Source organism: Pseudomonas sp. LTJR-52 (genome assembly GCF_003691465.1).
In the GTDB taxonomy this organism is placed as follows: domain Bacteria; phylum Pseudomonadota; class Gammaproteobacteria; order Pseudomonadales; family Pseudomonadaceae; genus Chryseomonas; species Chryseomonas luteola.
In genome coordinates this window covers 3,507,140-3,531,632 of sequence record NZ_CP033105.1, presented here as the reverse complement: position 1 = coordinate 3,531,632, position 24,493 = coordinate 3,507,140, and the positions used below count along the sequence as shown (strand labels likewise).

Sequence of the window (24,493 nt, the reverse complement as noted above, 5' to 3'; positions counted from 1 at the left end):
TATTACCTCATGCGGGGGTGCGGGAAATGGTTTCGTCTTTGCGCAGTGTCAGAATTTCATAGCCATTGGCGGTAACCAGTACGGTGTGTTCCCACTGAGCAGACAGCTTGCGGTCCTTGGTGATGGCCGTCCAACCGTCACCAAGCAGCTTGGTTTCGGCGCGGCCCTGGTTGATCATCGGCTCAATGGTGAAGATCATGCCTTCCTTGAGTTCAAGGCCTGTTCCAGCACGCCCATAATGAACAACCTGCGGCTCCTCATGAAAGCCCTTGCCGATACCATGACCACAATACTCGCGCACCACGGAAAAACCCTGTTTTTCAGCATGCTTCTGAATGATTTCGCCAATATCACCCAGCCGGGCGCCGGGGCGAACAACCGAAATACCTTTATATAGGCACTCCTGAGTTACCTCACAGAGTCGCTTTGCCCACTCGGCCACTTCGCCGACGCAGTACATCTTGCTGGTATCGCCGTGGTAGCCGTCTTTGATAACCGTGATATCCACGTTAAGGATGTCGCCTTTCTTGAGTGGCTTGTCGTTGGGGATGCCATGACAGACGACATGATTAAGCGAAGTACAAATGGACTTGGGGTAGCCCTTGTAATTGAGTGGCGCCGGAATAGCCTGTTGCACATTGACGATATAGTCGTGGCAAAGCTTATTCAGCTCTTCGGTCGTAACGCCCGGCTTAACATGCTCATCCAGCATTTCCAGTACATCAGCCGCCAGTTGGCCGGCGATACGCATTTTCTCGATGTCTTCGGGAGTCTTGATAATAACGGTCATTAGAATCTCTAAGCGCTGCGCAGGCAGCCTGCATATGAACTAAAATAAGAGGGTTGGACAGGATTCTAACAAACCTGTCCTTCGTCACCATCCCAATCGCATTAGTCTGCCATGGTTTAACTCGGCTGACTTCTGTGGTATAAAGCGCGGCGCTTTTCGGGCAATAGCCCTAAAACGCCCTAAACCCCACACACGTATCGGCACGATGGCCTGGGTGCTCTGCAAGGAGTTGGTCATTGGGATGCGTGGAGGCCCAACCCGACTTATTGAGGAAATATCAATGTCCCAAGTCAACATGCGCGACATGCTGAAGGCCGGTGTGCACTTCGGCCACCAGACCCGTTACTGGAACCCGAAAATGGGTAAGTACATTTTCGGCGCGCGTAACAAGATTCACATCATCAACCTCGAAAAGACTCTGCCAATGTTTAACGAAGCGCTGAGCTTTGTTGAGCGCCTGGCTTCTGGCAAGAACAAGATCCTGTTCGTTGGTACCAAGCGTTCCGCTGGCAAGATCGTTCGCGAAGAAGCTGCTCGTTGTGGCATGCCTTTCGTGGATCACCGCTGGTTGGGCGGTATGCTGACGAACTATAAGACTATTCGTCAGTCCATCAAGCGTCTGCGTGAGCTTGAAGTTCAGGCTGAAGATGGCACCTTCACCAAGCTGACCAAGAAAGAAGCGCTGATGCGCACTCGCGATCTCGAGAAGCTCGAGCGCAGCTTAGGTGGTATCAAGGAGATGGGCGGTCTGCCGGACGCTCTGTTCGTTATCGACGTTGATCACGAGCGCATCGCGATTACCGAAGCGAACAAGCTTGGTATCCCGGTTATCGGTGTTGTTGATACCAACAGCAGCCCTGAAGGCGTTGATTACATCATCCCGGGTAACGATGACGCCTTCCGCGCTGTCCAGCTGTACCTGAGCGCCACGGCTGATGCGGTACTGCGTGGTAAGCAGAACGCAGGTGCAACACCTGAAGAGTTCGTTCAAGAAGCAGCGAGCGAAGCTGCTGAAGGCTGATTGACCCTGTCGTAAAGACTTGGACATTCAGTGAGCAGGAAGGGGGCTAGGCCCCCTTTTTGCCACTCAGAGAATTACTGCCCTAGGGCATTGGTTTAGACACTGATTCAAGAGGATTCGAGCATGGCAGAGATTACTGCGGCCCTGGTCAAAGAACTGCGTGAGCGTACCGGCCTTGGCATGATGGATTGCAAGAAGGCGTTGACTGCTGCCGGCGGCGACATCGAGAAAGCCATCGATGATATGCGTGCAGCTGGCGCCATCAAGGCGGCCAAGAAGGCTGGTAACATCGCTGCTGAAGGTGCGATTGCTGTCAAGGTTTCCGACGACAACAAGGCTGCTCTGATCATCGAAGTCAACTCCCAGACTGACTTTCTGGCTCTGCAGGATGACTTCAAGGCTTTCGTTGCAGATAGCTTGAATAAGGCGTTCGATCAGAAGCTGACTGATGCTGCTCCGCTGGTAGAGTCCCAGGAAGAGGCGCGTCTGGCGCTGGTTTCCAAGACAGGCGAAAACGTCACTATTCGTCGCCTGACTCGTGTGGAAGGTGATGTGATAGGTGCCTACCTGCACGGCCACCGCATCGGTGTTGTTGTTGCTCTGAACGGTGGTACGCCTGAGCTGGCTCGTGATATCGCGATGCACATTGCTGCAAGCAACCCCCAGTTCCTGAATCCTTCCCAGGTTTCTGAAGAAGCGATTGCCAAGGAAAAAGAAATCTTCCTGGCACTGAACGCAGACAAGATTGCTGGCAAGCCGGAAAATATTGTTGAAAACATGGTCAAAGGCCGTATCAACAAGTTCTTGGCTGAGGCAAGCCTGGTTGAGCAGCCTTTTGTAAAGGATCCAGAAGTCAAGGTTGGCGATCTGGCCAAGAAGGCTGGCGCTGAAATCGTTTCCTTCGTCCGTTACGAAGTAGGTGAAGGTATCGAGAAAGCCGAAGTGGACTTCGCAGCTGAGGTGGCCGCTCAGGTCGCAGCCAGCAAGCAGTAAGACGCTATCGATGCTGAAAAAGAGGCTGCCCGCCACCGCGTGCGGCCTCTTTTTTCAAGTAGCGAAGGTATGGGTTTTCTTTTTTATTTGGTAACGATCCCACTATCGATGCGTCAACGCTGACGTTCCGGTTCGGTAATGGGAAAATGATTTGTTTTTTATTATTTCAAATCGTCGCAGGAGAGACTGAATGGCTCAGCAGATGAGTGGTCGCCAACCCCGTTACAAACGTATTCTGCTTAAACTCAGCGGCGAAGCCCTAATGGGATCCGAAGATTTCGGGATTGACCCAAAAGTGCTTGATCGTATGTCCTTGGAAATCGGTCAGCTTGTTGGTATTGGTGTTCAGGTCGGGCTGGTGATTGGTGGTGGTAACCTGTTCCGTGGGGCTGCGTTGTCAGCCGCAGGTATGGACCGTGTTACGGGTGACCATATGGGTATGCTGGCTACCGTTATGAATGCGCTGGCTATGCGTGATTCCCTGGAGCGCTCCAATATCCCGGCAACTGTTATGTCAGCCATCTCCATGGTGGGTGTGACCGATCAGTATGATCGTCGTAAGGCTATGCGTCAGTTGCAGAACGGCGAGGTGGTTATTTTCTCGGCCGGTACGGGTAACCCATTCTTTACCACTGATTCGGCTGCCTGCTTGCGTGCTATCGAAGTCGAGGCTGATCTGGTGCTTAAGGCAACCAAGGTTGATGGCGTGTACACTGCAGATCCTTTCAAGGACCCGAATGCGGAAAGGTTCGATCGCTTGACGTATGACGAAGTGCTCGACCGTAAGCTGGGCGTGATGGACCTGACAGCAATCTGTCTGTGTCGTGATCATAAGATGCCGCTTCGGGTGTTCAATATGAATAAATCCGGCGCCTTGCTGAATATTGTTGTAGGCGGCGGAGAAGGTACTTTGATCGAAGAGGGCACAGTATGATCAATGAAATAAAGCAAGAAGCTCAAAGCCGAATGACCAAGACCATTGAAGCGCTTGGTCACGCTTTCGCCAAGATCCGTACTGGACGCGCTCATCCAAGCATTCTTGATAGCGTTATGGTGTCCTATTACGGTAGTGACACGCCGCTGCGCCAGGTGGCCAATGTGAACGTGGAAGATTCCCGTACGTTGGCGCTGACTGTTTTTGATAAAAGCATGATTCAGGCAGTCGAAAAAGCCATTATGACTTCGGATCTGGGACTGAACCCAGCGACAGCTGGGACTACTATTCGCGTCCCGATGCCGGCTCTAACTGAGGAAACCCGAAAGGGTTTCACTAAGCAGGCGCGCCAGGAGGCTGAGCAGGCTCGGGTTTCCGTCAGGAATATTCGCCGTGATGCGCTGGCTCAGCTGAAGGATCTGCTCAAGGAAAAGGAAATCAGCGAGGACGAAGAGCGTCGTGCGCAGGATGAGATCCAGAAATTGACTGATAAATATGTCGCTGAGGTCGATAAGGCCTTGGAGGCTAAGGAAACTGATTTGATGGCCGTTTGACGGCAGGGATGCAAGATGGGCAATAGCGACCCTAGTTCTGTAGTACCGCGTCATGTCGCCATTATCATGGATGGTAATAACCGCTGGGCTCGCCGGCGGTTACTGCCTGGAGTGGCAGGACATAGAGCTGGTGTCGACGCTGTTCGTGCGGCTATAGAAGTCTGTGCGGACGCCGGTGTCGAAGTGCTCACGTTGTTTGCGTTTTCCAGTGAAAACTGGCGGCGCCCGACTGATGAAGTCAGTGCATTGATGGAGCTGTTTCTATCAGCGCTTCGACGGGAAGCCAAAAAGCTCGATCAGAACGGCATACGTCTTCGCATCATTGGAGATCGTTCCAGGTTTCATCCTGAACTGCAGCGTGAGATGGAGCAGGCAGAAGCCTTGACTGCTGGTCATACAAGACTGGTACTCCAGGTGGCTGCCAATTATGGTGGTCAGTGGGACATCGCCCAGGCGGCCCAGCGGCTGGCGCAGGCAGTCAAGGAGGGTACGCTTGAGCCTGAGCGGATAACGCCTGAGTTGCTTCAGAACTGCTTGACCACCGCAGGCATGCCTTTACCTGATCTATGTATCCGTACGGGTGGAGAGCATCGCATCAGCAATTTCCTGCTCTGGCAATTGGCTTATGCGGAGCTATATTTTTCCGACCTGTTCTGGCCTGACTTCAAGCATGAGGCTATGCGGAAGGCGTTGGCGGATTATGCGACTCGGCAAAGACGCTTTGGAAAGACCAGTGAACAGATTGAGGCAGAAGTGAGAGCATCATGCTAAAGCAAAGGGTCCTTACCGCTCTGGTGTTGCTGCCCATAGCGATTGGGGGCTTCTTTTTGCTAGAAGGTGGGATATTCGCTGCCTTTATCGGAGCAGTGGTTTCCCTGGGTGCTTGGGAGTGGGCTCGGCTTTCCGGACTCGTCTCTCAGGCGGCTCGTGTAGGTTATGCAGCTGTAATTGCTTTCCTTCTTCTGCTCTGCTGGCAGATGCCTCAGCTGGCGTTGGCTATCCTGCCGATGGCAGTGGCTTGGTGGATTTTTGCTTCCGTGCTCGTTATGACCTATCCAGAAAGCGCTCATTACTGGAAGTCAACTTGGCGACGCCTTTTGATTGGTGTGGCTATCCTGGTTCCTGCCTGGCAGGGGTTGATCCTGCTGAAACAGTGGCCTCTCAATAATTGGCTTATTCTTGGTGTCATGCTGCTGGTATGGGTGGCTGACATTGGTGCTTATTTTTCCGGCAAGGCATTTGGCAAGCGCAAGCTTGCTCCCAAGGTAAGTCCAGGTAAAAGCTGGGAGGGCATGATTGGCGGCCTGATAGCCAGTCTTGTGCTGACATTGGGTGTAGGTCTCTATCGCGGATGGGATGCCAATACTCTGATTAAGGCTCTGATCGGTGCTTCGCTGGTTGTCGTTGTTTCGGTTGTAGGTGATCTTACGGAAAGCATGTTCAAGCGACAGATGGGGCTTAAGGACAGTAGCCAGCTTCTACCTGGGCATGGCGGCATCATGGATCGTATTGATAGTCTGACTGCTGCAGTGCCTCTTTACACAGCGCTTCTCTGGTGGTCGGGCTGGGGTGTTATGTGACTAGTCCTCAAAACATCACCGTACTGGGTGCTACCGGATCGATAGGTCTCAGTACTTTAGATGTCATTGCACGTCATCCTGATCGTTACAGGGCATTTGCGTTAACTGGCTATACCAGGCTCGATGAGCTCGGAGCGCTTTGTATTACTCATGAGCCGAGGTTTGCTGTAGTGCCGGGCGGCGCGCAGGCCGAAGCGCTGGAACATAGAATCAAGGCGGCTGGACTCTCGACGCAAGTGCTGGTCGGTGAGGCAGGGCTAAGTGAAGTATCAGCTCATCCTGATGTTGATGCTGTTATGGCTGCTATCGTTGGCGCGGCAGGTCTTAAGCCTACCCTTGCAGCCGTCAAGGCAGGAAAAAAGGTTCTCCTTGCCAATAAAGAGGCGCTTGTCATGAGCGGCTCCCTGTTTATGCAGGCTGTCAAAACGTACAACGCAAAGCTGTTACCAATTGATAGTGAGCACAATGCCATTTTTCAGTGCCTGCCAGTAGGCTATGAAGAGGGACTGGTGGCAAAAGGGGTGCGGCGAATTTTGCTGACGGCTTCAGGCGGGCCTTTCCGTGAAACCTCATTGGACGTATTGCGTGACGTTACGCCTGATCAGGCGTGCGCGCATCCTAACTGGTCGATGGGACGTAAAATTTCAGTAGACTCTGCCACCATGATGAACAAGGGGTTGGAGTTCATTGAGGCCTGCTGGTTGTTCAATGCAAGGCCTGATCAGGTTGAAGTTGTTGTTCATCCTCAAAGTGTTATCCATTCGTTAGTGGACTACATTGACGGTTCGGTTCTTGCGCAGTTGGGCAATCCCGATATGCGTACGCCAATTGCTCATGCATTGGCATGGCCTGAGCGAATAGAGTCCGGGGTTAGCCCTCTTGACCTGTTTGCAGTAGCACGCCTTGATTTTCAAAAGCCTGATGAGCAGCGCTTTCCTTGCCTCAGATTGGCGAGAGAAGCTATTAGCGCAGGTGGTACCGCGCCTGCCACCTTGAACGCTGCGAACGAAGTGGCAGTAGATGCCTTTCTAAACGGCAGGGCACGCTTTGATGAGATACCGCAGATCATCGAGGCTGTGCTCCAGCAGGAAACAATCTCTGCCGTAACCGATCTTGAATGTGTCATGCAAGCGGATCGCCATGCCAGGGACTCAGCCAATGTCTGGCTTGAGCGCCACAGGCGCTAAGCGCGGAGGAACGCCATGAGTGCACTGTATATGATTCTTGGAACCCTGATTGCATTAGGGGTGTTGGTTACTTTCCATGAGTTTGGGCACTTTTGGGTTGCTCGTCGATGTGGTGTCAAGGTCCTGCGTTTCTCTGTTGGATTTGGTAAGGCGCTATTTCGTTGGCATGACAGGCAGGGAACTGAGTTCGTAGTAGCAGCAATACCGCTTGGCGGTTATGTAAAAATGCTGGATGAGCGAGAAGGGGAGGTTTCTGCTGACCAGCTCGACCAAACGTTCAATCGTAAGTCTGTATATCAGCGTATCGCTATCGTAGCGGCGGGTCCGGTGGCCAATTTCTTATTGGCTATCGTGTTCTTTTGGGCTCTGGCCATGCTTGGAACTCAGCAGGTCAAGCCTGTCGTCGGAAAAGTTGATGAAGGTAGTCTTGCTGCACAAGCAGGCTTGCAGGCAAACGATGAAATTGTCTCGGTTGATGGGAAGGCCGTTTCCGGATGGGGTGAGGTCAACTTCAAGCTGGTTCGCCGTCTCGGTGAAACGGGTACGTTGGTCGTGGAAACTCGCGAGTCTGGTAACAGTCAGCAAGAAGTACATTCTATTCGGCTTGATGGTTGGCTCAAGGACTCTGATAGCCCGGACCCTATTGGATCTCTCGGCATACATCCATGGCGTCCGGCACTGCCACCTGTTGTGGCTGAACTAGATCCTGAAGGGCCTGCCTCCAGAGCAGGTATTCAGTCTGGTGATCGTATTGTTTCGGTTGAGGGTTCATCGGTTAACGACTGGCAAGAAGTGGTCGATTATGTTCGTGCCCACCCGAATCAAACAGTAAACCTAGTGCTTAATCGTTCCGGAATTGAGCGCTCTGTCCCAGTTATGCTTTCTAGTAAAGGTGATGCAAAAAGTGCCTCTGGCTACTTGGGCGCTGGTGTCAAGGGCGTGGAATGGCCCTCTGAAATGCTTCGGGAAGTCAGCTATGGCCCGCTGGAGGCCGTAGGTCAGGGACTTTTGCGCACTTGGACCATGAGTTTGCTGACGCTCGACTCGCTTAAGAAAATGTTGCTTGGGGAACTCTCGGTAAAAAACTTGAGTGGGCCGATAACCATTGCTAAAGTGGCGGGCGCTTCTGCCCAGTCAGGTGTCAGTGACTTCTTAAACTTCCTGGCCTACCTGAGCATAAGCCTTGGGGTTTTAAACCTGCTTCCTGTGCCGGTACTGGACGGTGGACATTTGTTGTTCTACTTCGTCGAGTGGGCAAGAGGGAAACCTGTATCCGAGCGCATTCAGGCGTGGGGTATGCAGATTGGTATAAGCCTAATTGTTGGTGTCATGTTACTGGCTCTGGTCAATGACCTTGGGCGTCTGTAACTCGCCGCTGAACGCTTAGTCTGCCGTATAAGCGGTAGGCTATTTATTTGTCAGTTGGAATAAAAAAGGGACTCATGAAACGCTTGCTGCTACCTGCGGTAATAGCCGCGCTGATGATCGGCGAGGTTCACGCCGAGTCCTTCACCATCTCCGATATTCGTGTAAACGGTTTGCAGAGGGTTTCTGCCGGAAGCGTTTTCGGTGCATTACCCCTTAACGTAGGCGATGCTGTAGATGATCGTCGCCTTTCCGATGCGACTCGCTCCCTGTTCCGTACGGGTTTTTTCCAAGATATTCAATTAGGGCGTGACGGTAACGTCCTGGTTGTGAGCGTAGTTGAGCGCCCCTCGATTTCAAGCATCACTATTGAGGGCAACAAGGCGATCTCAGAAGACGACCTGAAAAAAGGTCTTCAACAATCGGGTTTGGCTGAAGGTGAAATTTTCCAGCAGGCAACGCTGGAAGGTGTGCGCAATGAGCTGCTTCGTCAGTATGTTGCTCAAGGCCGCTATTCTGCCAATATCGAAACCGAGGTTATTCCGCAGCCACGTAACCGCGTTCAGTTGAAAATCAAAATCAACGAAGGTGAAGTGGCAACGATTTCTCAGGTCAATATTGTCGGAAATCATGTGTTTCCAGAGCAGGATCTAATTGATCTGTTCGAATTGAAGAAAAGCCATCTGCTTTCTTTCTTCAAAAACGACGATAAATATTCCCGTGAAAAACTTTCTGGCGATCTTGAGCGCTTGCGCTCCTATTACCTTGATCGTGGTTATATCAATATGGATATCACCTCGACTCAGGTATCGATTACGCCTGATAAGAAACACGTCTATATTACGGTCAACGTCAACGAAGGTGAAAAATACACCGTTCGAGATGTAAAACTTTCAGGTGACCTGAAAGTGCCGGAAGAAGAAATTCGCAAGCTGATGTTGGTACAGCCCGGACAGGTGTTCTCTCGAAAGGTGATGACTGGCACCTCAGATCTGATCACCCGCCGCCTCGGGAATGAAGGCTATACGTTCGCTAATGTGAACGGTGTACCGGAACCACATGATGATGACCATACGGTTTCGTTGACCTTTGTAGTCGATCCTGGCAAGCGTGCCTACGTAAATCGTATCAATTTCCGTGGCAATACCAAGACGGAAGATGAGGTCCTTCGCCGCGAAATGCGCCAGATGGAAGGCGGCTGGGCGTCCACTTACTTGATTGATCAGTCCAAAACCCGTTTGGAACGTCTGGGCTATTTCAAGGAAGTCAATGTCGAGACGCCGCAGGTTCCTGGCACTGACGATCAGGTCGACGTGAATTACTCTGTGGAAGAACAACCGTCTGGTTCTATTACCGCAAGTGTTGGCTTTGCTCAAAGTGCGGGTTTGATCCTGGGTGGATCTATCAGCCAGAGCAACTTCTTGGGTACTGGTAATAGAGTAAGCGTAGGCCTGACGAGAAGTCAGTATCAGACTCGCTACAATTTCAGCTTTACTGATCCATACTGGACCGATGATGGCGTAAGCCTTGGTTATAACGCTTTCTACCGCTCAACTGACTATGATGATCTGGATGTTGATATTTCCAGTTACTCCATCAATAGCCTCGGCTTTGGGGTAAATTTTGGCTATCCGATCAGTGAAACGTCTCGACTGAACTTTGGACTTGGTGTTCAGCGTGATGAGCTTGACCCCAATAATTACACTGTTGATGAAGTTTATAAATTCATTGAACAGGAAGGGGATAGTTTCACTAACTTTAAAGCTTCGATCGGCTGGTCAGAGTCAACCTTAAATAAAGGCGTGCTGGCTACTCGAGGGCACTCGCAAAGCCTTTCTCTGGAAACAACAATTCCGGGAAGCGATCTGAGTTATTACAAGGTTGACTATCGCGGTCAGATTTTTGCTGGGTTGACACAGAATACTGCACTTCGCTTCCATACCGAACTGGGATATGGCGATGGTTATGGTTCAACCAGCGGCTTGCCATTTTATGAAAACTACTATGCTGGTGGTTTTAATTCAGTACGTGGTTTTGAAGATAGCAGCCTTGGTCCGCGGAGTACTCCTGCTTCTGGAAAGTATAAGGGTCAAGATACCGATACCGATCAAGATCCTGAACCATTTGGCGGTAACGTGTTGATCACAGGCGGGGCCGAATATCTGTTCCCCTTGCCCTTCGTGAAAGATCAGCGTCAGCTGCGAACAGTGCTGTTCTGGGATGTGGGTAGTGTCTTCGACACCAAGTGCCGCTTGGTCGACAAGGATAGCGCCAGCTGTAACAAGGTCAGCTTTTCCAATATGGCAAGCTCTGTGGGTGTTGGCTTGACTTGGGTAACTGCGTTGGGTCCGTTAAGCTTCAGTCTGGGTATGCCCGTCAAGAAGCCTGATAATGCCGATACGCAGGTATTCCAGTTCTCGCTGGGCCAAACGTTCTAATTGATCCAACTCTATATCGCGTTTAAACGCAGGAGTGCATTGTGCGTAAGTTCTTCCGTTTCGCCTTGATCGCTGCCGCTGTTGTTGCCACCCCGGCTTTTGCCGAGATGAAGATTGCGGTGCTCAATTATCAAATGGCACTCCTGGAGTCGGATGCGGCAAAAAAATACGCTGTAGACGCTGAGAAAAAGTTCGGCCCACAGCTTAACAAGCTGAAGGCACTAGAAGGTGATGCAAAGAATATTCAAAGTCGCCTTGCTGCCGGGGGCGATAAAATGAAGGATTCTGAACGTGACCGTCTTGAGTCGGACTTCAAGCAGAAAGCGCGTGACTTCCAGTTTCAGTCAAAAGAGCTGAACGAAGCCAAGGCCGCAGCTGATCGCGATATGTTGAAGCAGCTCAAACCGAAGCTGGATAAAGCGGTGGAAGAAGTATTGAAGAAGGGCAACTACGACATCGTCATCGAGCGTGGCGCTGTGGTTGATGCCAAGCCTCAATATGATATTACACGTGATGTTATCGAGCGGATGAACCAGAACCGCTAATGATGATCTCTACCACTTACACTCTAAGGCAGCTGGCAGAGCGCCTTGGAGCTGAGCTCCGGGGAAACCCGGAGCTTCTCATTTCTGGTCTTGCGACATTGCAGGATGCTCAGCCCGAGCAGTTGAGTTTCCTTGCCAATGCCCAGTACAAGAAATACTTGGCTGACACCAAAGCGGGTGCTGTGATCCTGCATCCGACTGAGGTGGAGGGATTTTCAGGCAATTGCCTGGTAATCGCCAATCCTTACCTTGCCTATGCGCAGCTTTCCCATCTGTTTGATCGAAAACCTCTGCCGAAAGCTGGTATTCATCCTTCCGCCCTGGTCGCTGAGGATGCTTTTGTAGATCCTACGGCAAGTGTCGGTGCGTATGCAGTTATCGAGTCAGGTGTATCGATAGGTGCAGGTGTTGTCATTGGAGCGCATTGCTTCATCGGTGCTCGTAGTCAGATCGGCGAAAACGGATGGCTTGCACCGCGAGTTACGCTGTATCACGACGTTCGAGTTGGGAAGCGAGTGGTTATCCAGTCTGGCGCCGTTATCGGCGGTGAGGGGTTTGGCTTTGCGAACCATCAGGGGCAATGGAAAAAAATTGCTCAGCTGGGTGGTGTCAGTATTGGCGATGATGTCGAGATCGGCGCCAATACTACTATCGATCGAGGCGCGCTGGCCGACACGATCATCAGTAATGGCGTTAAGCTCGACAACCAGATAATGATTGCTCACAACGTACAAATTGGTGAGCACACAGCGATGGCGGCTTGTGTAGGTATCTCGGGCAGTACCAAGATCGGACGCCATTGCACAATTGCCGGCGGTGTCGGCATGGTTGGACATATTGAGGTCTGCGATAACGTTTTCGTTACTGGCATGACCATGGTTACCCGCTCGATTACCGAGCCAGGCGCTTATTCTTCCGGCACGGCAATGCAGCCTGCTGCCGAATGGAGAAAAAGTGCGGCTCGTATCCGTCACCTGGATGATATGGCTCGGCGTCTGCAGCTTCTCGAAAAAACAGTAGCTGCCGTGACCTTACAGGATGACGCTGCTTCTGATGCAGAGTAACGCATCGGGCGTTTCCTTTTTTTTGAACAGGCCTCTCCAGATATGATGGACATTAACGAGATTCGCGAATACTTGCCTCACCGCTACCCGTTCCTGTTGGTGGACCGGGTAGTGGAGCTGGACATTGAAGGCAAGCGTATTCGTGCCTACAAAAATGTCAGCATCAACGAACCCTTTTTTAATGGTCATTTCCCTCAGCATCCCATTATGCCGGGTGTTTTGATTATCGAAGCAATGGCGCAAGCGGCAGGGATTCTTGGTTTCAAGATGATGAATTCTTCTCCGGCAGAGGGAACCCTGTATTACTTTGTCGGCTCGGATAACATGCGCTTTCGTCAGCCTGTTTTGCCGGGCGATCAGTTGCAGCTGGAAGCTCGTTTCATTAGTTGCAAGCGCGGCATTTGGAAGTTCGAATGCCAGGCAACAGTTGACGAGAAAGCAGTATGCTCTGCTGAAATTATCTGTGCGGAACGCAAACTATGAGTTTGATCGACCCTAGGGCGATCATTGAGCCAGGCGCCAAACTGGCTGACGACGTCAAGGTTGGGCCTTGGTCTATCGTAGGCGCCGATGTTGAAGTGGGTGAGGGCACGGTCATAGGCCCGCACGTTATACTGCATGGACCAACGTTCATCGGTAAGCACAACCGCATCTACCAGTTTTCTACGATTGGAGAGGACACCCCAGACCTCAAGTACAAGGGTGAACCTACGCGCCTTGTTATTGGTGACCATAATGTCATTCGCGAGGGTGTCACGATCCATCGGGGGACCGTTCAGGACCGTAGCGAAACCACTATAGGTGACCATAACCTGCTGATGGCATATGTCCACATCGGGCATGACAGTGTGATAGGCAATAACTGCATTCTGGTCAATAACACGGCGTTGGCAGGGCATGTCCATGTGGATGATTGGGCAATTTTGTCCGGTTACACACTGGTACATCAATTCTGCCGTATCGGTGCACACAGCTTTTCAGGTATGGGCACTGCCATTGGTAAGGATGTGCCTGCCTACGTAACGGTCTTTGGCAACCCGGCCGAAGCGCGCAGTATGAATTTTGAAGGCTTGCGCCGCCGTGGTTTTTCCAGTGAAGCGATTCATGCCCTCCGTCGTGCTTACAAGGTTGTCTACCGCCAAGGTTTGACGGTTGACGAAGCATTGAAGGAATTGGAGCAGGTTGCTCTTGAGTTTCCCGAAGTTGCAGTCTTTAGGGACTCTATAGTCAGCTCCACACGTGGCATAACACGTTAATCCTTTCAAGGCCGCAGATGCGGCCTTCAGTTTATATTGGCGCTATTAAAGAGCTGGGTATGTCTGCCTTGAATCGACCCTTGCGAATCGCTCTCGTTGCCGGTGAGGCTTCTGGGGATATTTTAGGCTCAGGCCTTATGAGAGCGCTTAAAGCACGGCATTCGGCTGTCGAGTTCATTGGTGTTGGCGGTCCGCGCATGGAGGCAGAAGGCATGAGCTCGGCCTTTCCCATGGAGCGACTCTCCGTCATGGGGCTGGTAGAGGTGCTAGGCCGGCTTCGAGAGCTTTTGCGGCGTCGAAAAGAGCTTATCCAGACACTCATACAGGCCCGCCCCGATGTTTTTATTGGCATTGATGCGCCAGATTTCGTACTTGAAATGGAGCAGCAGCTTCGTGCCGCAGGGATACCGACTGTTCATTATGTCAGTCCCTCTGTCTGGGCATGGCGGCAAAAGCGTGTTCTTAAGATTCGTGAGGCCTGCGATCTCATGTTGACGTTGTTTCCTTTTGAAGCCCGCTTCTATGAGGAAAAGCAGGTTCCCGTGCGTTTCGTTGGGCACCCGCTGGCCGATACCATTCCGCTTGATCCTGATCGCACGCTTGCCCGCAAAGTTTTGGGCTTACCGCCAGATGGGCCAGTCGTTGCTTTGCTCCCAGGAAGTCGTGGTGGTGAAGTTTCACGGCTGGGTGCTCTTTTTTTCGATGCCGCAGAACGGTTGAGTGCGTTAAGGCCTGATATTCAATTTGTATTGCCTTGTGCCAATGAGCATCGGCGTAAGCAGATAGAGTCTTTACTTGAAGGCCGCTCTGTTCGTGTGATGTTGACTCAGGGGCAGTCACATGAAGTGCTGGCCAGCTGTAATGCTGTGCTTATTGCTTCAGGAACGGCCACGTTGGAAGCAATGTTATTTAAACGTCCGATGGTGGTTGCCTATAAGGTCGCCCCATTGACGTACTGCATCTTGAAACGGATGGTAAGGAGTCCTTATATCTCTTTACCGAACTTGCTGGCAGGCAAGCCTCTTGTTCCCGAGTTGATTCAGGACGATGCTACGGCAGAAAGATTGGTAAACGCGATATTGCCTCTTTTGGATGATCCCTCTATGCAAACAGAAGGATTTGAAGCTATTCATCACGCATTACGTCAGGACGCGTCACGACAAGCCGCAGATGCAGTACTGACGCTTATTGGGGGTGATTGATGCAATTGGGGTTGGATTTCACATTGGTGCAGGAACTGGTCGCAGGTGTCGATGAAGTAGGACGAGGTCCCCTATGTGGGCCTGTCGTTACCGCTGCTGTGATCCTGGACCCAGCACGTCCTATCCATGGGCTCAACGACTCTAAAAAGCTTACCAAGGCACGCCGCGAGGCGTTGTTTGAAGAAATTCATGAAAAGGCATTGGCATGCTGTATCGCTCGCGCCGATGTTCATGAAATTGATGAGATCAATATCCTTCATGCAACCATGCTGGCAATGAAGCGAGCGGTTGAAGGGCTGGCTGTTTTACCCAAGCTGGCCTTGATCGATGGTAATCGTTGCCCGGTACTGTCGGTTCCAAGTGCTGCGGTGATCAAGGGTGACAGTCAGGTGCCTGCTATCGCAGCAGCGTCTATATTGGCTAAGGTCTCTCGAGATCGGGAAATGGCAGAAATGGATCTGCTTTATCCAGGATATGGCTTGGCAGGTCACAAGGGGTATCCCACAGCTGAGCATCTTGATGCACTTAAACGGCTTGGCCCTACGCCTATACATCGACGCTCATTCGCGCCCGTGCGGGATGCTTTTGCTGCGTTGGAAGTCAGAGTGAGGCAAGTTACAGGGGCTATGGCGCTCTAATCGAAGATTAAGAAAAAACGAACCGACGGACGGCGACGCCTGTATTTTCTAGGCTGAACAGTGTTGGCGCATTCATTTGCCTGAGCATGCATATCTGCTCATTCCTATCAAGCTTCTAGCTTGTCCTCCCGGTTAGTACAATTCCGGTTCGTTTTTGCATGATTGTCGGGGTTTCCATGACCGTATCCTTTGTTCACTTGCGTTTGCATACTGAATATTCGCTGGTTGATGGTCTGGTCAGGGTAAAGCCCTTGGTCAAGTCGGTAGCGGGGGCAGGCATGCCTGCTGTAGCTGTGACAGACCAGAATAATTTGTGCTCGCTGGTAAAATTTTACAAGGCTGCTATGGGTGCCGGTATCAAGCCCATCTGTGGCGCCGACCTGTGGCTGGCCAATCCTGACGAGGAGGGGCCGCTTACCCGCCTGACCTTGCTGGTCATGAATAAACAAGGCTATAGAAACCTGACTGAGCTGGTTTCGCGCGGTTATCAGGAAGGACAGCACGAAGGCCAGATCATTGTCCAACGTGAGTGGGTCAAGGCGGCTGCCGACGGCTTGATTGCGCTTTCCGGCTCTAAAGAGGGTGAGGTGGGGCTGGCCTTGCTGGCTGGTGACAATCTACGCGCCGAGCGGTTGTTAGGTGAATGGCTGGACGTCTTTGGTGATCGTTTTTACCTGGAGGTGCAGCGTACCCAGCGCGTCAATGATGAAGAGCATCTTCACGCCGCGGTTGCCTTGGCGGATCGTTGCAACGTACCGCTTGTAGCAACCAATGATGTTCGTTTTATCAAGCAGGAAGACTTCGAGGCCCATGAAACGCGGGTCTGCATTGGTGAGGGGCGTGTACTTGATGATCCGTTGCGTCCTCGTACCTATAGCGATCAACAGTACCTCAAGTCTCCTGATGAGATGTGGGAGCTGTTTAGTGATCTGCCAGAGGCCTTGGAAAATACGGTCGAAATCGCCAAGCGCTGCAACATTGAAGTGCAGCTTGGCAAATATTTCTTGCCTAATTTCCCTATTCCCGAAGGCATGACCATTGACGATTACCTGCGAAAGGTATCGTTTGACGGATTGGAAGAGCGCCTAGCGGTACTCCTGCCTAAGGAAACGCCGGATTACGAGGCCAAGCGGCAGGTCTATGTGGATCGCTTGAACTTCGAGCTGAATATCATTATTCAGATGGGGTTTCCCGGCTACTTCCTCATCGTAATGGACTTCATTCAGTGGGCGAAGAACAATGGCGTCCCGGTGGGGCCGGGTCGTGGGTCGGGTGCTGGCTCGCTGGTAGCGTATGTGCTGAAAATTACGGATCTGGATCCACTAGCCTATGATCTGCTGTTCGAGCGCTTCCTTAACCCTGAACGTATTTCCATGCCTGACTTCGATGTCGATTTCTGCATGGACGGTCGTGACCGCGTAATTGATTATGTTGCAGGCGCCTATGGGCGTAACGCGGTCAGTCAGATCATCACCTTTGGCACCATGGCCGCAAAGGCGGTGGTTCGTGACGTTGCCCGTGTGCAGGGTAAGTCTTACGGTCTGGCCGATAGATTGTCCAAGATGATCCCCTTCGAAGTAGGTATGACGCTTCAGAAAGCCTATGAGCAGGAGGAGATGCTTCGTGACTTCCTCAAGGTCGACGAAGAGGCCCAGGAAATCTGGGACATGGCGCTCAAACTGGAGGGTATTACTCGGGGAACCGGTAAGCATGCGGGTGGTGTGGTAATCGCACCTACCAAACTGACAGACTTCTCTCCCGTTTCTTGCGATGAGGACGGTAACGGACTGGTTACCCAGTTCGATAAGGACGATGTAGAGCAGGCGGGCCTGGTGAAGTTCGACTTCCTGGGTTTGCGAACATTGACCATCATCAAATGGGCAATGGAAACAATCAATCGGGAGCACGCTGTAAAAGGGCTCGATCCGGTTAACATCGACTTTATCCCGCTGGATGACAAAAAGACCTACGATCTCTTGCAGAAGGCGGAGACGACGGCCGTGTTCCAGCTGGAATCCCGCGGCATGAAAGAGCTGATCAAAAAGCTCAAGCCCGACTGTCTGGAAGACCTGATTGCATTGGTGGCCTTGTTCCGTCCGGGGCCGCTGCAGTCAGGCATGGTAGATGACTTCATCAACCGAAAGCACGGCCGTGCCGAGCTGGCCTATCCCCATCCCGATTATCAGTATGAAGGGCTCAAGCCTGTCCTGGCTCCCACCTATGGCATCATCCTGTATCAAGAGCAGGTTATGCAGATTGCCCAGGTTATGGGGGGCTATACCCTGGGTCAGGCCGATATGCTGCGTCGCGCCATGGGTAAGAAAAAGCCGGAGGAAATGGCCAAGCAGCGGGGCGGCTTCATTGAAGGTTGTGCCAATAATGGTATCGATGCTGAGCTTGCCGGTAACATCTTTGATCTGGTAGAGAAATTTGCGGGTTATGGCTTCAACAAGTCCCACTCGGCTGCCTATGGTCTGGTGTCCTATCAAACTGCCTGGCTGAAAGCGCATTTCCCTGCGCCGTTCATGGCTGCAGTGTTGTCAGCGGATATGCACAACACCGACAAGGTGGTAATCCTCATTGAGGAATGCCGCCATATGAAGCTGCGGATCGATGCGCCGGATGTGAACATCTCTGACTTCAAGTTCACTGTAAATGAAGGTGGACGCATCGTTTACGGTCTTGGTGCTATCAAGGGGGTTGGTGAGGGTCCAGTAGAGGCGATTGTAGAAGCGCGCCAGGAGGGGCCTTTCAAGGATCTGTTCGATTTCTGCGACCGTGTCGATCTCAAGCGCATCAACAAACGTACCCTTGAAGCGCTTATTCGCTCGGGAGCGCTGGATCGCCTGGGGCCGCATTATCATGACGAGCTCAAGGCCTACCAGGCGACTATCGATCAGAATCGCTCAGTGCTGTTGGCCGCAATGGAAGAGGCGATTGCGGCAGCCGAGCAAACGGCACGGAGCAATAACAGTGGGCATATGGATTTATTCGGGGGTGTATTTGCCGAGCCGGAAGCCGATGTCTACGTTAATCATTACAAGGCACGAGCGCTGACGCTCAAGGAGCGTCTGAGGGGAGAAAAGGAAACCCTCGGCCTGTACCTGACGGGGCATCCGATCGATGAGTATGAGGGGGAAGTACGGCGACTGGCGCGCCAGCGCATTGTGGACCTCAAGCCCTCTCGTGAAACCCAGACGGTTGCCGGCCTTATCGTCAATCTGCGTGTGATGAAAAACAAGCGCGGCGATAAGATGGGGTTTGTTACACTCGATGATCGCTCGGGCCGGATTGAGGCTTCGCTGTTTGCCGAAGCATTTCATGCTGCTCAGTCCTTGCTGCAGACTGACGCCTTGGTCATTGTTGAGGGCGAAGTCAGCCAGGATGATTTCTCGGGCGGCTTGAGACTGCGCGCCAAGCGCGTGCTGGGCCTGGAAGAGGCTCGCACCGCATTGGCTGAAAGTCTGCGCATCTCGGTTGCAAGCGATGCATTGAAAGGCGACCGTCTTCGGTGGTTGGCCGACCTCTGTACCAAGCATCGGGGCGCTTGCCCGGTTACGCTGGATTATCGAAGCCAGGATGCCAGGGCCCTGCTGCAATTTGGCGAGCAGTGGAGAATCGATCCTGGTGATGGCCTGATACAGGCACTACGTGACCAGTTTGGAAGAGAAAACGTCTTCCTGAACTACCGTTGATCCGAGCGGCGCAAGTGCCGCTCATTCGACCAAACCATGCCAATGGCCTCAAGGGTTGAGGCGGCGATCTCGATAATTGATCTGCCGGCCTCGACCTGATCCGCCTGATCTTTTAAGGTAGGCGACCCGGCCGCTGGCTCAAGATTGCAAGACGGATACTCATGAACCCGAACTATCTCGATTTCGAACAGCCGATCGCTGACCTCCAGGCCAAGATTGAAGAGCTTCGCTTGGTTGGTAATGACAATTCGCTGAACATCAGTGACGAGATTGCCCGGCTGCAGGAAAAGAGCCAGGCACTGACCAAAAGTATTTTCGGTAGTCTGAGCAGCTGGCAGGTGGCTCGTCTGGCGCGTCACCCCTTGCGGCCCTACACGCTGGACTATATCAGCCATCTTTTCGTTGATTTCGAAGAGCTTCATGGCGACCGTCATTTCGCTGATGATCCAGCCATTGTTGGCGGTATCGCTCGTCTGGATGATCAACCCGTCATGGTCATTGGTCATCAGAAGGGGCGTGAGGTACGTGAAAAGGTACGTCGTAATTTTGGTATGCCTCGCCCGGAAGGTTACCGTAAAGCCTGCCGTCTGATGGAAATGGCCGAGCGTTTCAAGATGCCGATTCTGACGTTTATCGATACTCCCGGTGCTTATCCGGGGATCGATGCCGAAGAGCGTGGACAAAGTGAGGCGATTGCCTGGAATCTGCGTGTCATGTCGCGTTTGAAAACGCCTATCATCGCAACCGTGATCGGCGAGGGTGGTTCTGGTGGCGCCCTGGCAATTGGTGTGTGCGACCAGCTGAACATGCTTCAACATTCGACTTACTCTGTGATTTCGCCTGAAGGCTGCGCCTCGATTCTCTGGAAAACTGCCGAGAAGGCGCCTGATGCGGCTGAAGCCATGGGCATTACTGCAGAGCGTTTAAAGGGGCTGGGTATTGTAGATACCGTTATCGATGAGCCACTGGGCGGTGCCCATCGTGATCCCGCTGTAATGTCTGCTTCCATTCGTGAAGCTCTGGTAGATCAGCTTGATATGCTCAAGAAATTCTCCAGCGAAGAGTTGTTGACGCGTCGTTACGAGCGTCTGATGAGCTACGGTATTTCCTGATCTGTCTCCATGTATGTCCGGCCTATGCCGGACATACGCCTAAGCTGTTTACATGAATAATGTGTATTCATTGATGGGCAGCCATGTCCCTTTCTGATGTCTCGCTTCCCCCTCTGGCTGACAACGTCCTGAAGGTCTTGACGCCCTATCTGCATGCCAAGCGATGGCATATCGCATTTTCAGGCGGCATGGATTCTTCGGTTCTTCTGCATGTTTTATCGCGGCTGTCCTTCTGTAGGCAGGTGCCGTCGCTACATGCGATTCATGTGCACCATGGCCTTCTTAAAGAGGCTGACGAGTGGGTGGAGCATTGTCGGCAGATGTGTGACCTGCTCCAGGTTCCCTTGAGCGTCGAGCATGTACAAGTGGATCAGAATTCAAGCCTGGAGCGAGCGGCCCGGGATGCACGCTATGCCGCCTTTGCGCGGCACGTTAGAGAGCATGAAGTTCTGCTAGTGGCTCAGCATCAGGACGATCAGGCGGAGACTCTGCTGCTAAGACTGCTACGTGGAGCTGGGGTAAAAGGTTTGTCTGCCATGGCGACCTCGCGTGCAATGGCTGAGGGGCGCCTGGTAAGACCCTTCCTGTCTGTTCCTCGGGCTGAACTGTCACGTTATGCCTTAGCGGAAAAGCTGGAGTGGGTGGAAGATCCTAGTAACATACAGGTTGTTCAGGATCGTAACTTCCTGCGCCATGAGATTCTCACTCGACTGCGCTTACGATGGCCGCAGGCTTCAGCTAGCGTTGCCCGCAGTGCAGGGCATATGGCCGAGGCGCTGGCTATTCTTGAAGAGTGCGCTGCCATGGACTTGTCTGCCGCACAGACAGCTACTGCATTTCCTTGGTTGCCGCTTCCAAGCCTCGAACTTGAGATTATCAGGCAGCTGAGCGAGCACCGTCAGCGCAACGCACTTCGCCACTGGTTAGATCGATATAGCCGTATGCCAGATACTGATCATTGGGTGGGCTGGGCTGCATTGCGGGATGCCGGTCCCTCGGCCAGTCCCGTCTGGGTACTGGAAAGCGGTGAGATACATCGGGGGGCGGGACGGCTCTGGTGGTTACCGCATCAGTGGTTGGGCGCCGCCTGTGTGCCTTGTCAGTGGCCTGAAAAGGAGTCGGAGGTAGCGTTGGGTGGCAATGGACAAGTGTATATCGTTGGTCAGCGGCCCTCGGGATCACTTGAAGTCCGCTATCGTCAGGGAGGAGAAATCATGGCTGTCCCTGGGCGTGGGCACAGAGATCTCAAACGGCTCCTGAATGAGCATCATGTGCCGACATTCTTGCGCGGCAGATTGCCGCTGCTGTTTTGTAACGGGCAGTTGATAGCCATTGCGAATCTGTCTGGACTCAGTGGTCCAGCCGATCAGCACTGGCGGTTCGAGTGGGTTCCTGCGACGAGCGGCCAGCGTTTGAGCTGAAAGGCACTTTGTTGTAGACTACGCTCCCGTCTTGTACCGCACTTGTTGTTTACGTAACAACCGGTGTGCGTTGGGCATGAAGTATTACCGTGCTCAACCGAGGCCTCTAGGCCTCCCTCGCTTCCCGGCGGCTTTCCGCCTAACTACAGATTTCTAGGAAAATTCATGACGCGCTACATCTTCGTCACGGGCGGTGTTGTTTCTTCATTGGGGAAAGGCATTGCCTCGGCTTCCTTGGGCGCCATTCTGGAAGCGAGGGGCTTGAAGGTCACCATGCTCAAGCTGGATCCCTATATCAACGTCGATCCAGGTACCATGAGCCCATTCCAGCACGGCGAAGTGTTTGTCACCCATGACGGTGCCGAGACCGATCTCGACCTGGGTCACTACGAGCGTTTTATTCGCACTACAGTGACTCAGGACAACAACTTCACGACCGGCCGCATCTACATGGATGTGCTGCGCAAGGAGCGTCGCGGCGATTACCTGGGCGCAACCGTTCAGGTAATCCCTCACATTACCGATGAAATCAAGCGCCGTATTATCAAGGGCGCAGGTGATGCGGATGTGGCGCTGGTCGAAATCGGCGGTACCGTAGGTGACATCGAGTCCCAACCTTTTCTGGAAGCCATACGCCAGTTGCGCGTGGAAATCGGCGCTCGCCGTGCCATGTTGATGCATCTGACGTTGGTGCCCTATATTGCAACCGCGGGTGAAACCAAGACCAAGCCGACTCAGCACTCGGTAAAGGAATTGCGCTCCATCGGCCTGCAGCCTGATGTTTTGATTTGCCGCTCCGATCATCCGGTAGACAGTTCTTCCCGCCGTAAGATTGCGCTGTTCACTAACGTGGAAGAGCGTGCCGTCATCTCTCTGGAGGACGTGGATACGATTTACCGTATTCCTTCCGTTCTGCATGCGCAGGGTCTCGATGATTTCGTGGTAGAGCGCTTTGGCCTCGAATGCGGTCAGGCTGACCTGAGCGAGTGGGATCGTGTGGTCGATGCCAAGCTCAACCCAGAGCGTGAAGTAACCATTGCCATGGTTGGCAAGTACATGGAGCTTCTGGATGCATACAAGTCGCTTATCGAGGCGATGACGCATGCCGGTATCCAGAGCCGTACAAAGGTCAACCTGCGCTATATCGATTCGGAAGATATCGAGCAGCAGGGTACCCATCTGCTCAAGGGCGTTGATGCGATCCTTGTGCCGGGTGGTTTTGGTCTACGCGGTGTAGAAGGCAAGATTCGCACGGTTCAGTATGCACGTGAGAACAAGATTCCTTACCTGGGTATCTGCCTGGGCATGCAGGTAGCGGTAATCGAGTTTGCCCGTAACGTAGTAGGCTGGAGCGATGCTAACTCCACCGAATTTGACAAGTCTGGTCAGCACCCGGTGGTTGGTTTGATTACCGAGTGGCAGGATGCGTCCGGCGCTACCGAGATCCGTACAGAAGCTTCGGATCTGGGGGGCACCATGCGCCTGGGAGCTCAGGAGTGCCAATTGTCTTCAGGTACACTGGTACATGATTGCTACCAGCAAGACGTAATCGTTGAGCGTCATCGTCACCGTTACGAAGTGAACAACAACCTGCTGCCCGAAATCATGGCGGCGGGCCTGAAGGTCACTGGCCGTTCCGGCGACGGTGCATTGGTGGAAGTCGTCGAGGCGCCGGATCATCCCTGGTTTGTGGCGTGCCAGTTCCATCCGGAATTCACCTCTACCCCGCGTGATGGTCATCCGCTCTTCAGCGGTTTCGTGAATGCGGCTTTGAAATACGCTAATAAGGCTTGATGACTATGGCTCAGAAAACGATTCGTGTCGGTACTATCGAAGTGGCTAACGACAAGCCGTTCGTGCTGTTTGGCGGAATGAACGTGCTTGAGTCTCGCGATCTGGCGATGCAGATCTGCGAAGAGTACGTGAAGGTAACGCAGAAGCTGGGTATCCCTTATATCTTCAAGGCCAGCTTCGACAAGGCCAACCGTTCTTCGGTCAACTCTTTCCGTGGCCCAGGCCTGGAAGAGGGCATGAAGATCTTTGAAGAGATCAAGAAGACCTTCAATGTACCGGTTATCACGGACGTCCATGAGCCCTATCAGGCGGCACCGGTTGCAGAAGTATGCGACATCATCCAGCTGCCGGCTTTCCTGTCCCGGCAGACGGATCTGGTAGTTGCCATGGCTAAGACCAATGCCGTTATAAATATCAAGAAGGCCCAGTTCCTCGCGCCTCAGGAAATGAAGCATATCCTGCAGAAATGTGAGGAAGTGGGTAATGATCAGTTGATCCTGTGCGAGCGTGGCACGTCCTTTGGTTATAACAATCTGGTAGTCGACATGCTGGGCTTCGGCATCATGAAGCAGTTCGACTACCCGATCATTTTTGACGTGACCCATGCCCTGCAGATGCCTGGCGGTCGCAGCGATTCTGCTGGTGGTCGTCGTGCACAGGTTACCGATCTGGCCAAGGCCGGTTTGAGTCAGGGACTCGCAGGTCTGTTCCTGGAAGCACACCCTGATCCTGACAGTGCCAAGTGCGATGGCCCTTGCGCACTTCGATTGAACAAGCTGGAGCCCTTCCTGGCTCAGCTAAAGGCACTGGATGAACTGGTGAAGTCGTTCACTCCAATCGAAACCGCTTAATGCTCCGCTGAACTTAGTTCCAAATAAGAAGCCGAAGGTGCAGTTTGCACCTG

General features: G+C 52.7%; 21 protein-coding genes. 20 read left to right on the top strand and 1 reads right to left on the bottom strand.

The features are described 5' to 3' along the window. Nucleotides 1-7: 7 nt before the first annotated feature. Nucleotides 8-790 (bottom strand): type I methionyl aminopeptidase, encoded by a 783-nt coding sequence (gene map / locus EAW52_RS16510; RefSeq protein ID WP_122043254.1) that lies wholly within the window; start codon nt 788-790, stop codon nt 8-10. Nucleotides 791-1,070: 280 nt separating this feature from the next. Between map and rpsB the strand changes: the two genes are divergently transcribed. The 20 genes from rpsB to kdsA all read left to right on the top strand — a co-directional run bounded on the left by rpsB (nt 1,071) and on the right by kdsA (nt 24,440). Then, complete coding sequence (rpsB, locus tag EAW52_RS16505; protein ID WP_019364435.1) at nt 1,071-1,811, top strand: 30S ribosomal protein S2; 741 nt, start codon at nt 1,071-1,073, stop codon at nt 1,809-1,811. Between the two features lie 123 nt (nt 1,812-1,934). Then, nucleotides 1,935-2,804, top strand: coding sequence for a translation elongation factor Ts (gene tsf / locus EAW52_RS16500; RefSeq protein ID WP_010797378.1), 870 nt, complete (start codon nt 1,935-1,937; stop codon nt 2,802-2,804). Nucleotides 2,805-2,994: 190 nt separating this feature from the next. Continuing rightward, entirely contained in the window at nt 2,995-3,738 is a 744-nt protein-coding gene (gene pyrH / locus EAW52_RS16495; protein WP_010797379.1) for a UMP kinase, read from the top strand. Then, nucleotides 3,735-4,292: a ribosome recycling factor gene (gene frr, locus EAW52_RS16490; protein ID WP_122043253.1), complete on the top strand. Its 558-nt coding sequence runs from the start codon at nt 3,735-3,737 to the stop codon at nt 4,290-4,292. Before pyrH ends, frr begins: the two co-directional genes overlap by 4 nt. A gap of 15 nt (nt 4,293-4,307) precedes the next feature. Next, the gene (gene uppS / locus EAW52_RS16485; protein WP_010797381.1) at nt 4,308-5,063 is read left to right on the top strand and encodes a polyprenyl diphosphate synthase; all 756 of its coding nucleotides are present in this window, start codon (nt 4,308-4,310) and stop codon (nt 5,061-5,063) included. Beyond that, complete coding sequence (locus tag EAW52_RS16480; RefSeq protein ID WP_122043252.1) at nt 5,057-5,872, top strand: phosphatidate cytidylyltransferase; 816 nt, start codon at nt 5,057-5,059, stop codon at nt 5,870-5,872. The genes uppS and EAW52_RS16480 overlap by 7 nt, the downstream gene beginning before the upstream one ends. Further along, nucleotides 5,869-7,059: a 1-deoxy-D-xylulose-5-phosphate reductoisomerase gene (gene ispC / locus EAW52_RS16475; protein WP_026003769.1), complete on the top strand. Its 1,191-nt coding sequence runs from the start codon at nt 5,869-5,871 to the stop codon at nt 7,057-7,059. The genes EAW52_RS16480 and ispC overlap by 4 nt, the downstream gene beginning before the upstream one ends. A 15-nt stretch (nt 7,060-7,074) precedes the next feature. Further along, nucleotides 7,075-8,427, top strand: a complete 1,353-nt coding sequence (rseP, locus tag EAW52_RS16470) for an RIP metalloprotease RseP (protein ID WP_122043251.1) — start codon at nt 7,075-7,077, stop codon at nt 8,425-8,427. 74 nt (nt 8,428-8,501) lie between these two features. Next, nucleotides 8,502-10,862, top strand: a complete 2,361-nt coding sequence (gene bamA / locus EAW52_RS16465; protein WP_122043250.1) for an outer membrane protein assembly factor BamA — start codon at nt 8,502-8,504, stop codon at nt 10,860-10,862. A gap of 41 nt (nt 10,863-10,903) precedes the next feature. Further along, a complete protein-coding gene (locus EAW52_RS16460) occupies nt 10,904-11,407 on the top strand; it encodes an OmpH family outer membrane protein (RefSeq protein WP_074828089.1) in 504 nt (167 codons plus the stop codon). Then, nucleotides 11,407-12,471, top strand: coding sequence for a UDP-3-O-(3-hydroxymyristoyl)glucosamine N-acyltransferase (gene lpxD, locus EAW52_RS16455; RefSeq protein WP_122043249.1), 1,065 nt, complete (start codon nt 11,407-11,409; stop codon nt 12,469-12,471). Before EAW52_RS16460 ends, lpxD begins: the two co-directional genes overlap by 1 nt. Before the next feature lie 42 nt (nt 12,472-12,513). After that, a complete protein-coding gene (gene fabZ, locus EAW52_RS16450; RefSeq protein WP_010797388.1) occupies nt 12,514-12,954 on the top strand; it encodes a 3-hydroxyacyl-ACP dehydratase FabZ in 441 nt (146 codons plus the stop codon). Beyond that, a complete protein-coding gene (gene lpxA / locus EAW52_RS16445) occupies nt 12,951-13,727 on the top strand; it encodes an acyl-ACP--UDP-N-acetylglucosamine O-acyltransferase (protein ID WP_122043248.1) in 777 nt (258 codons plus the stop codon). Before fabZ ends, lpxA begins: the two co-directional genes overlap by 4 nt. Before the next feature lie 59 nt (nt 13,728-13,786). Further along, the gene (lpxB, locus tag EAW52_RS16440; protein WP_372238860.1) at nt 13,787-14,929 is read left to right on the top strand and encodes a lipid-A-disaccharide synthase; all 1,143 of its coding nucleotides are present in this window, start codon (nt 13,787-13,789) and stop codon (nt 14,927-14,929) included. Next, nucleotides 14,929-15,567, top strand: a complete 639-nt coding sequence (rnhB, locus tag EAW52_RS16435; protein WP_122043247.1) for a ribonuclease HII — start codon at nt 14,929-14,931, stop codon at nt 15,565-15,567. Before lpxB ends, rnhB begins: the two co-directional genes overlap by 1 nt. Nucleotides 15,568-15,743: 176 nt before the next feature. Next, nucleotides 15,744-19,262, top strand: a complete 3,519-nt coding sequence (gene dnaE, locus EAW52_RS16430; protein WP_122043246.1) for a DNA polymerase III subunit alpha — start codon at nt 15,744-15,746, stop codon at nt 19,260-19,262. Between the two features lie 161 nt (nt 19,263-19,423). Beyond that, nucleotides 19,424-20,374 (top strand): acetyl-CoA carboxylase carboxyltransferase subunit alpha, encoded by a 951-nt coding sequence (locus tag EAW52_RS16425; RefSeq protein WP_019364447.1) that lies wholly within the window; start codon nt 19,424-19,426, stop codon nt 20,372-20,374. An 83-nt stretch (nt 20,375-20,457) separates the two neighbouring features. Continuing rightward, the gene (tilS, locus tag EAW52_RS16420; RefSeq protein ID WP_122043245.1) at nt 20,458-21,795 is read left to right on the top strand and encodes a tRNA lysidine(34) synthetase TilS; all 1,338 of its coding nucleotides are present in this window, start codon (nt 20,458-20,460) and stop codon (nt 21,793-21,795) included. 165 nt (nt 21,796-21,960) lie between these two features. Next, a complete protein-coding gene (locus tag EAW52_RS16415) occupies nt 21,961-23,589 on the top strand; it encodes a CTP synthase (RefSeq protein WP_122043244.1) in 1,629 nt (542 codons plus the stop codon). 5 nt (nt 23,590-23,594) lie between these two features. Then, nucleotides 23,595-24,440 (top strand): 3-deoxy-8-phosphooctulonate synthase, encoded by an 846-nt coding sequence (gene kdsA, locus EAW52_RS16410; protein WP_122043243.1) that lies wholly within the window; start codon nt 23,595-23,597, stop codon nt 24,438-24,440. The last annotated feature ends 53 nt before the right edge of the window (nt 24,441-24,493 follow it).

Coding starts and splice junctions, on each gene's coding strand:
- map (WP_122043254.1), bottom strand. CDS start 790: ATGACCGTTATTATCAAGACTCCCGAAGACATCGAGAAAATGCGTATC.
- rpsB (WP_019364435.1), top strand. CDS start 1,071: ATGTCCCAAGTCAACATGCGCGACATGCTGAAGGCCGGTGTGCACTTC.
- tsf (WP_010797378.1), top strand. CDS start 1,935: ATGGCAGAGATTACTGCGGCCCTGGTCAAAGAACTGCGTGAGCGTACC.
- pyrH (WP_010797379.1), top strand. CDS start 2,995: ATGGCTCAGCAGATGAGTGGTCGCCAACCCCGTTACAAACGTATTCTG.
- frr (WP_122043253.1), top strand. CDS start 3,735: ATGATCAATGAAATAAAGCAAGAAGCTCAAAGCCGAATGACCAAGACC.
- uppS (WP_010797381.1), top strand. CDS start 4,308: ATGGGCAATAGCGACCCTAGTTCTGTAGTACCGCGTCATGTCGCCATT.
- EAW52_RS16480 (WP_122043252.1), top strand. CDS start 5,057: ATGCTAAAGCAAAGGGTCCTTACCGCTCTGGTGTTGCTGCCCATAGCG.
- rseP (WP_122043251.1), top strand. CDS start 7,075: ATGAGTGCACTGTATATGATTCTTGGAACCCTGATTGCATTAGGGGTG.
- bamA (WP_122043250.1), top strand. CDS start 8,502: ATGAAACGCTTGCTGCTACCTGCGGTAATAGCCGCGCTGATGATCGGC.
- lpxD (WP_122043249.1), top strand. CDS start 11,407: ATGATGATCTCTACCACTTACACTCTAAGGCAGCTGGCAGAGCGCCTT.
- fabZ (WP_010797388.1), top strand. CDS start 12,514: ATGATGGACATTAACGAGATTCGCGAATACTTGCCTCACCGCTACCCG.
- lpxA (WP_122043248.1), top strand. CDS start 12,951: ATGAGTTTGATCGACCCTAGGGCGATCATTGAGCCAGGCGCCAAACTG.
- lpxB (WP_372238860.1), top strand. CDS start 13,787: ATGTCTGCCTTGAATCGACCCTTGCGAATCGCTCTCGTTGCCGGTGAG.
- rnhB (WP_122043247.1), top strand. CDS start 14,929: ATGCAATTGGGGTTGGATTTCACATTGGTGCAGGAACTGGTCGCAGGT.
- dnaE (WP_122043246.1), top strand. CDS start 15,744: ATGACCGTATCCTTTGTTCACTTGCGTTTGCATACTGAATATTCGCTG.
- EAW52_RS16425 (WP_019364447.1), top strand. CDS start 19,424: ATGAACCCGAACTATCTCGATTTCGAACAGCCGATCGCTGACCTCCAG.
- tilS (WP_122043245.1), top strand. CDS start 20,458: ATGTCCCTTTCTGATGTCTCGCTTCCCCCTCTGGCTGACAACGTCCTG.
- EAW52_RS16415 (WP_122043244.1), top strand. CDS start 21,961: ATGACGCGCTACATCTTCGTCACGGGCGGTGTTGTTTCTTCATTGGGG.
- kdsA (WP_122043243.1), top strand. CDS start 23,595: ATGGCTCAGAAAACGATTCGTGTCGGTACTATCGAAGTGGCTAACGAC.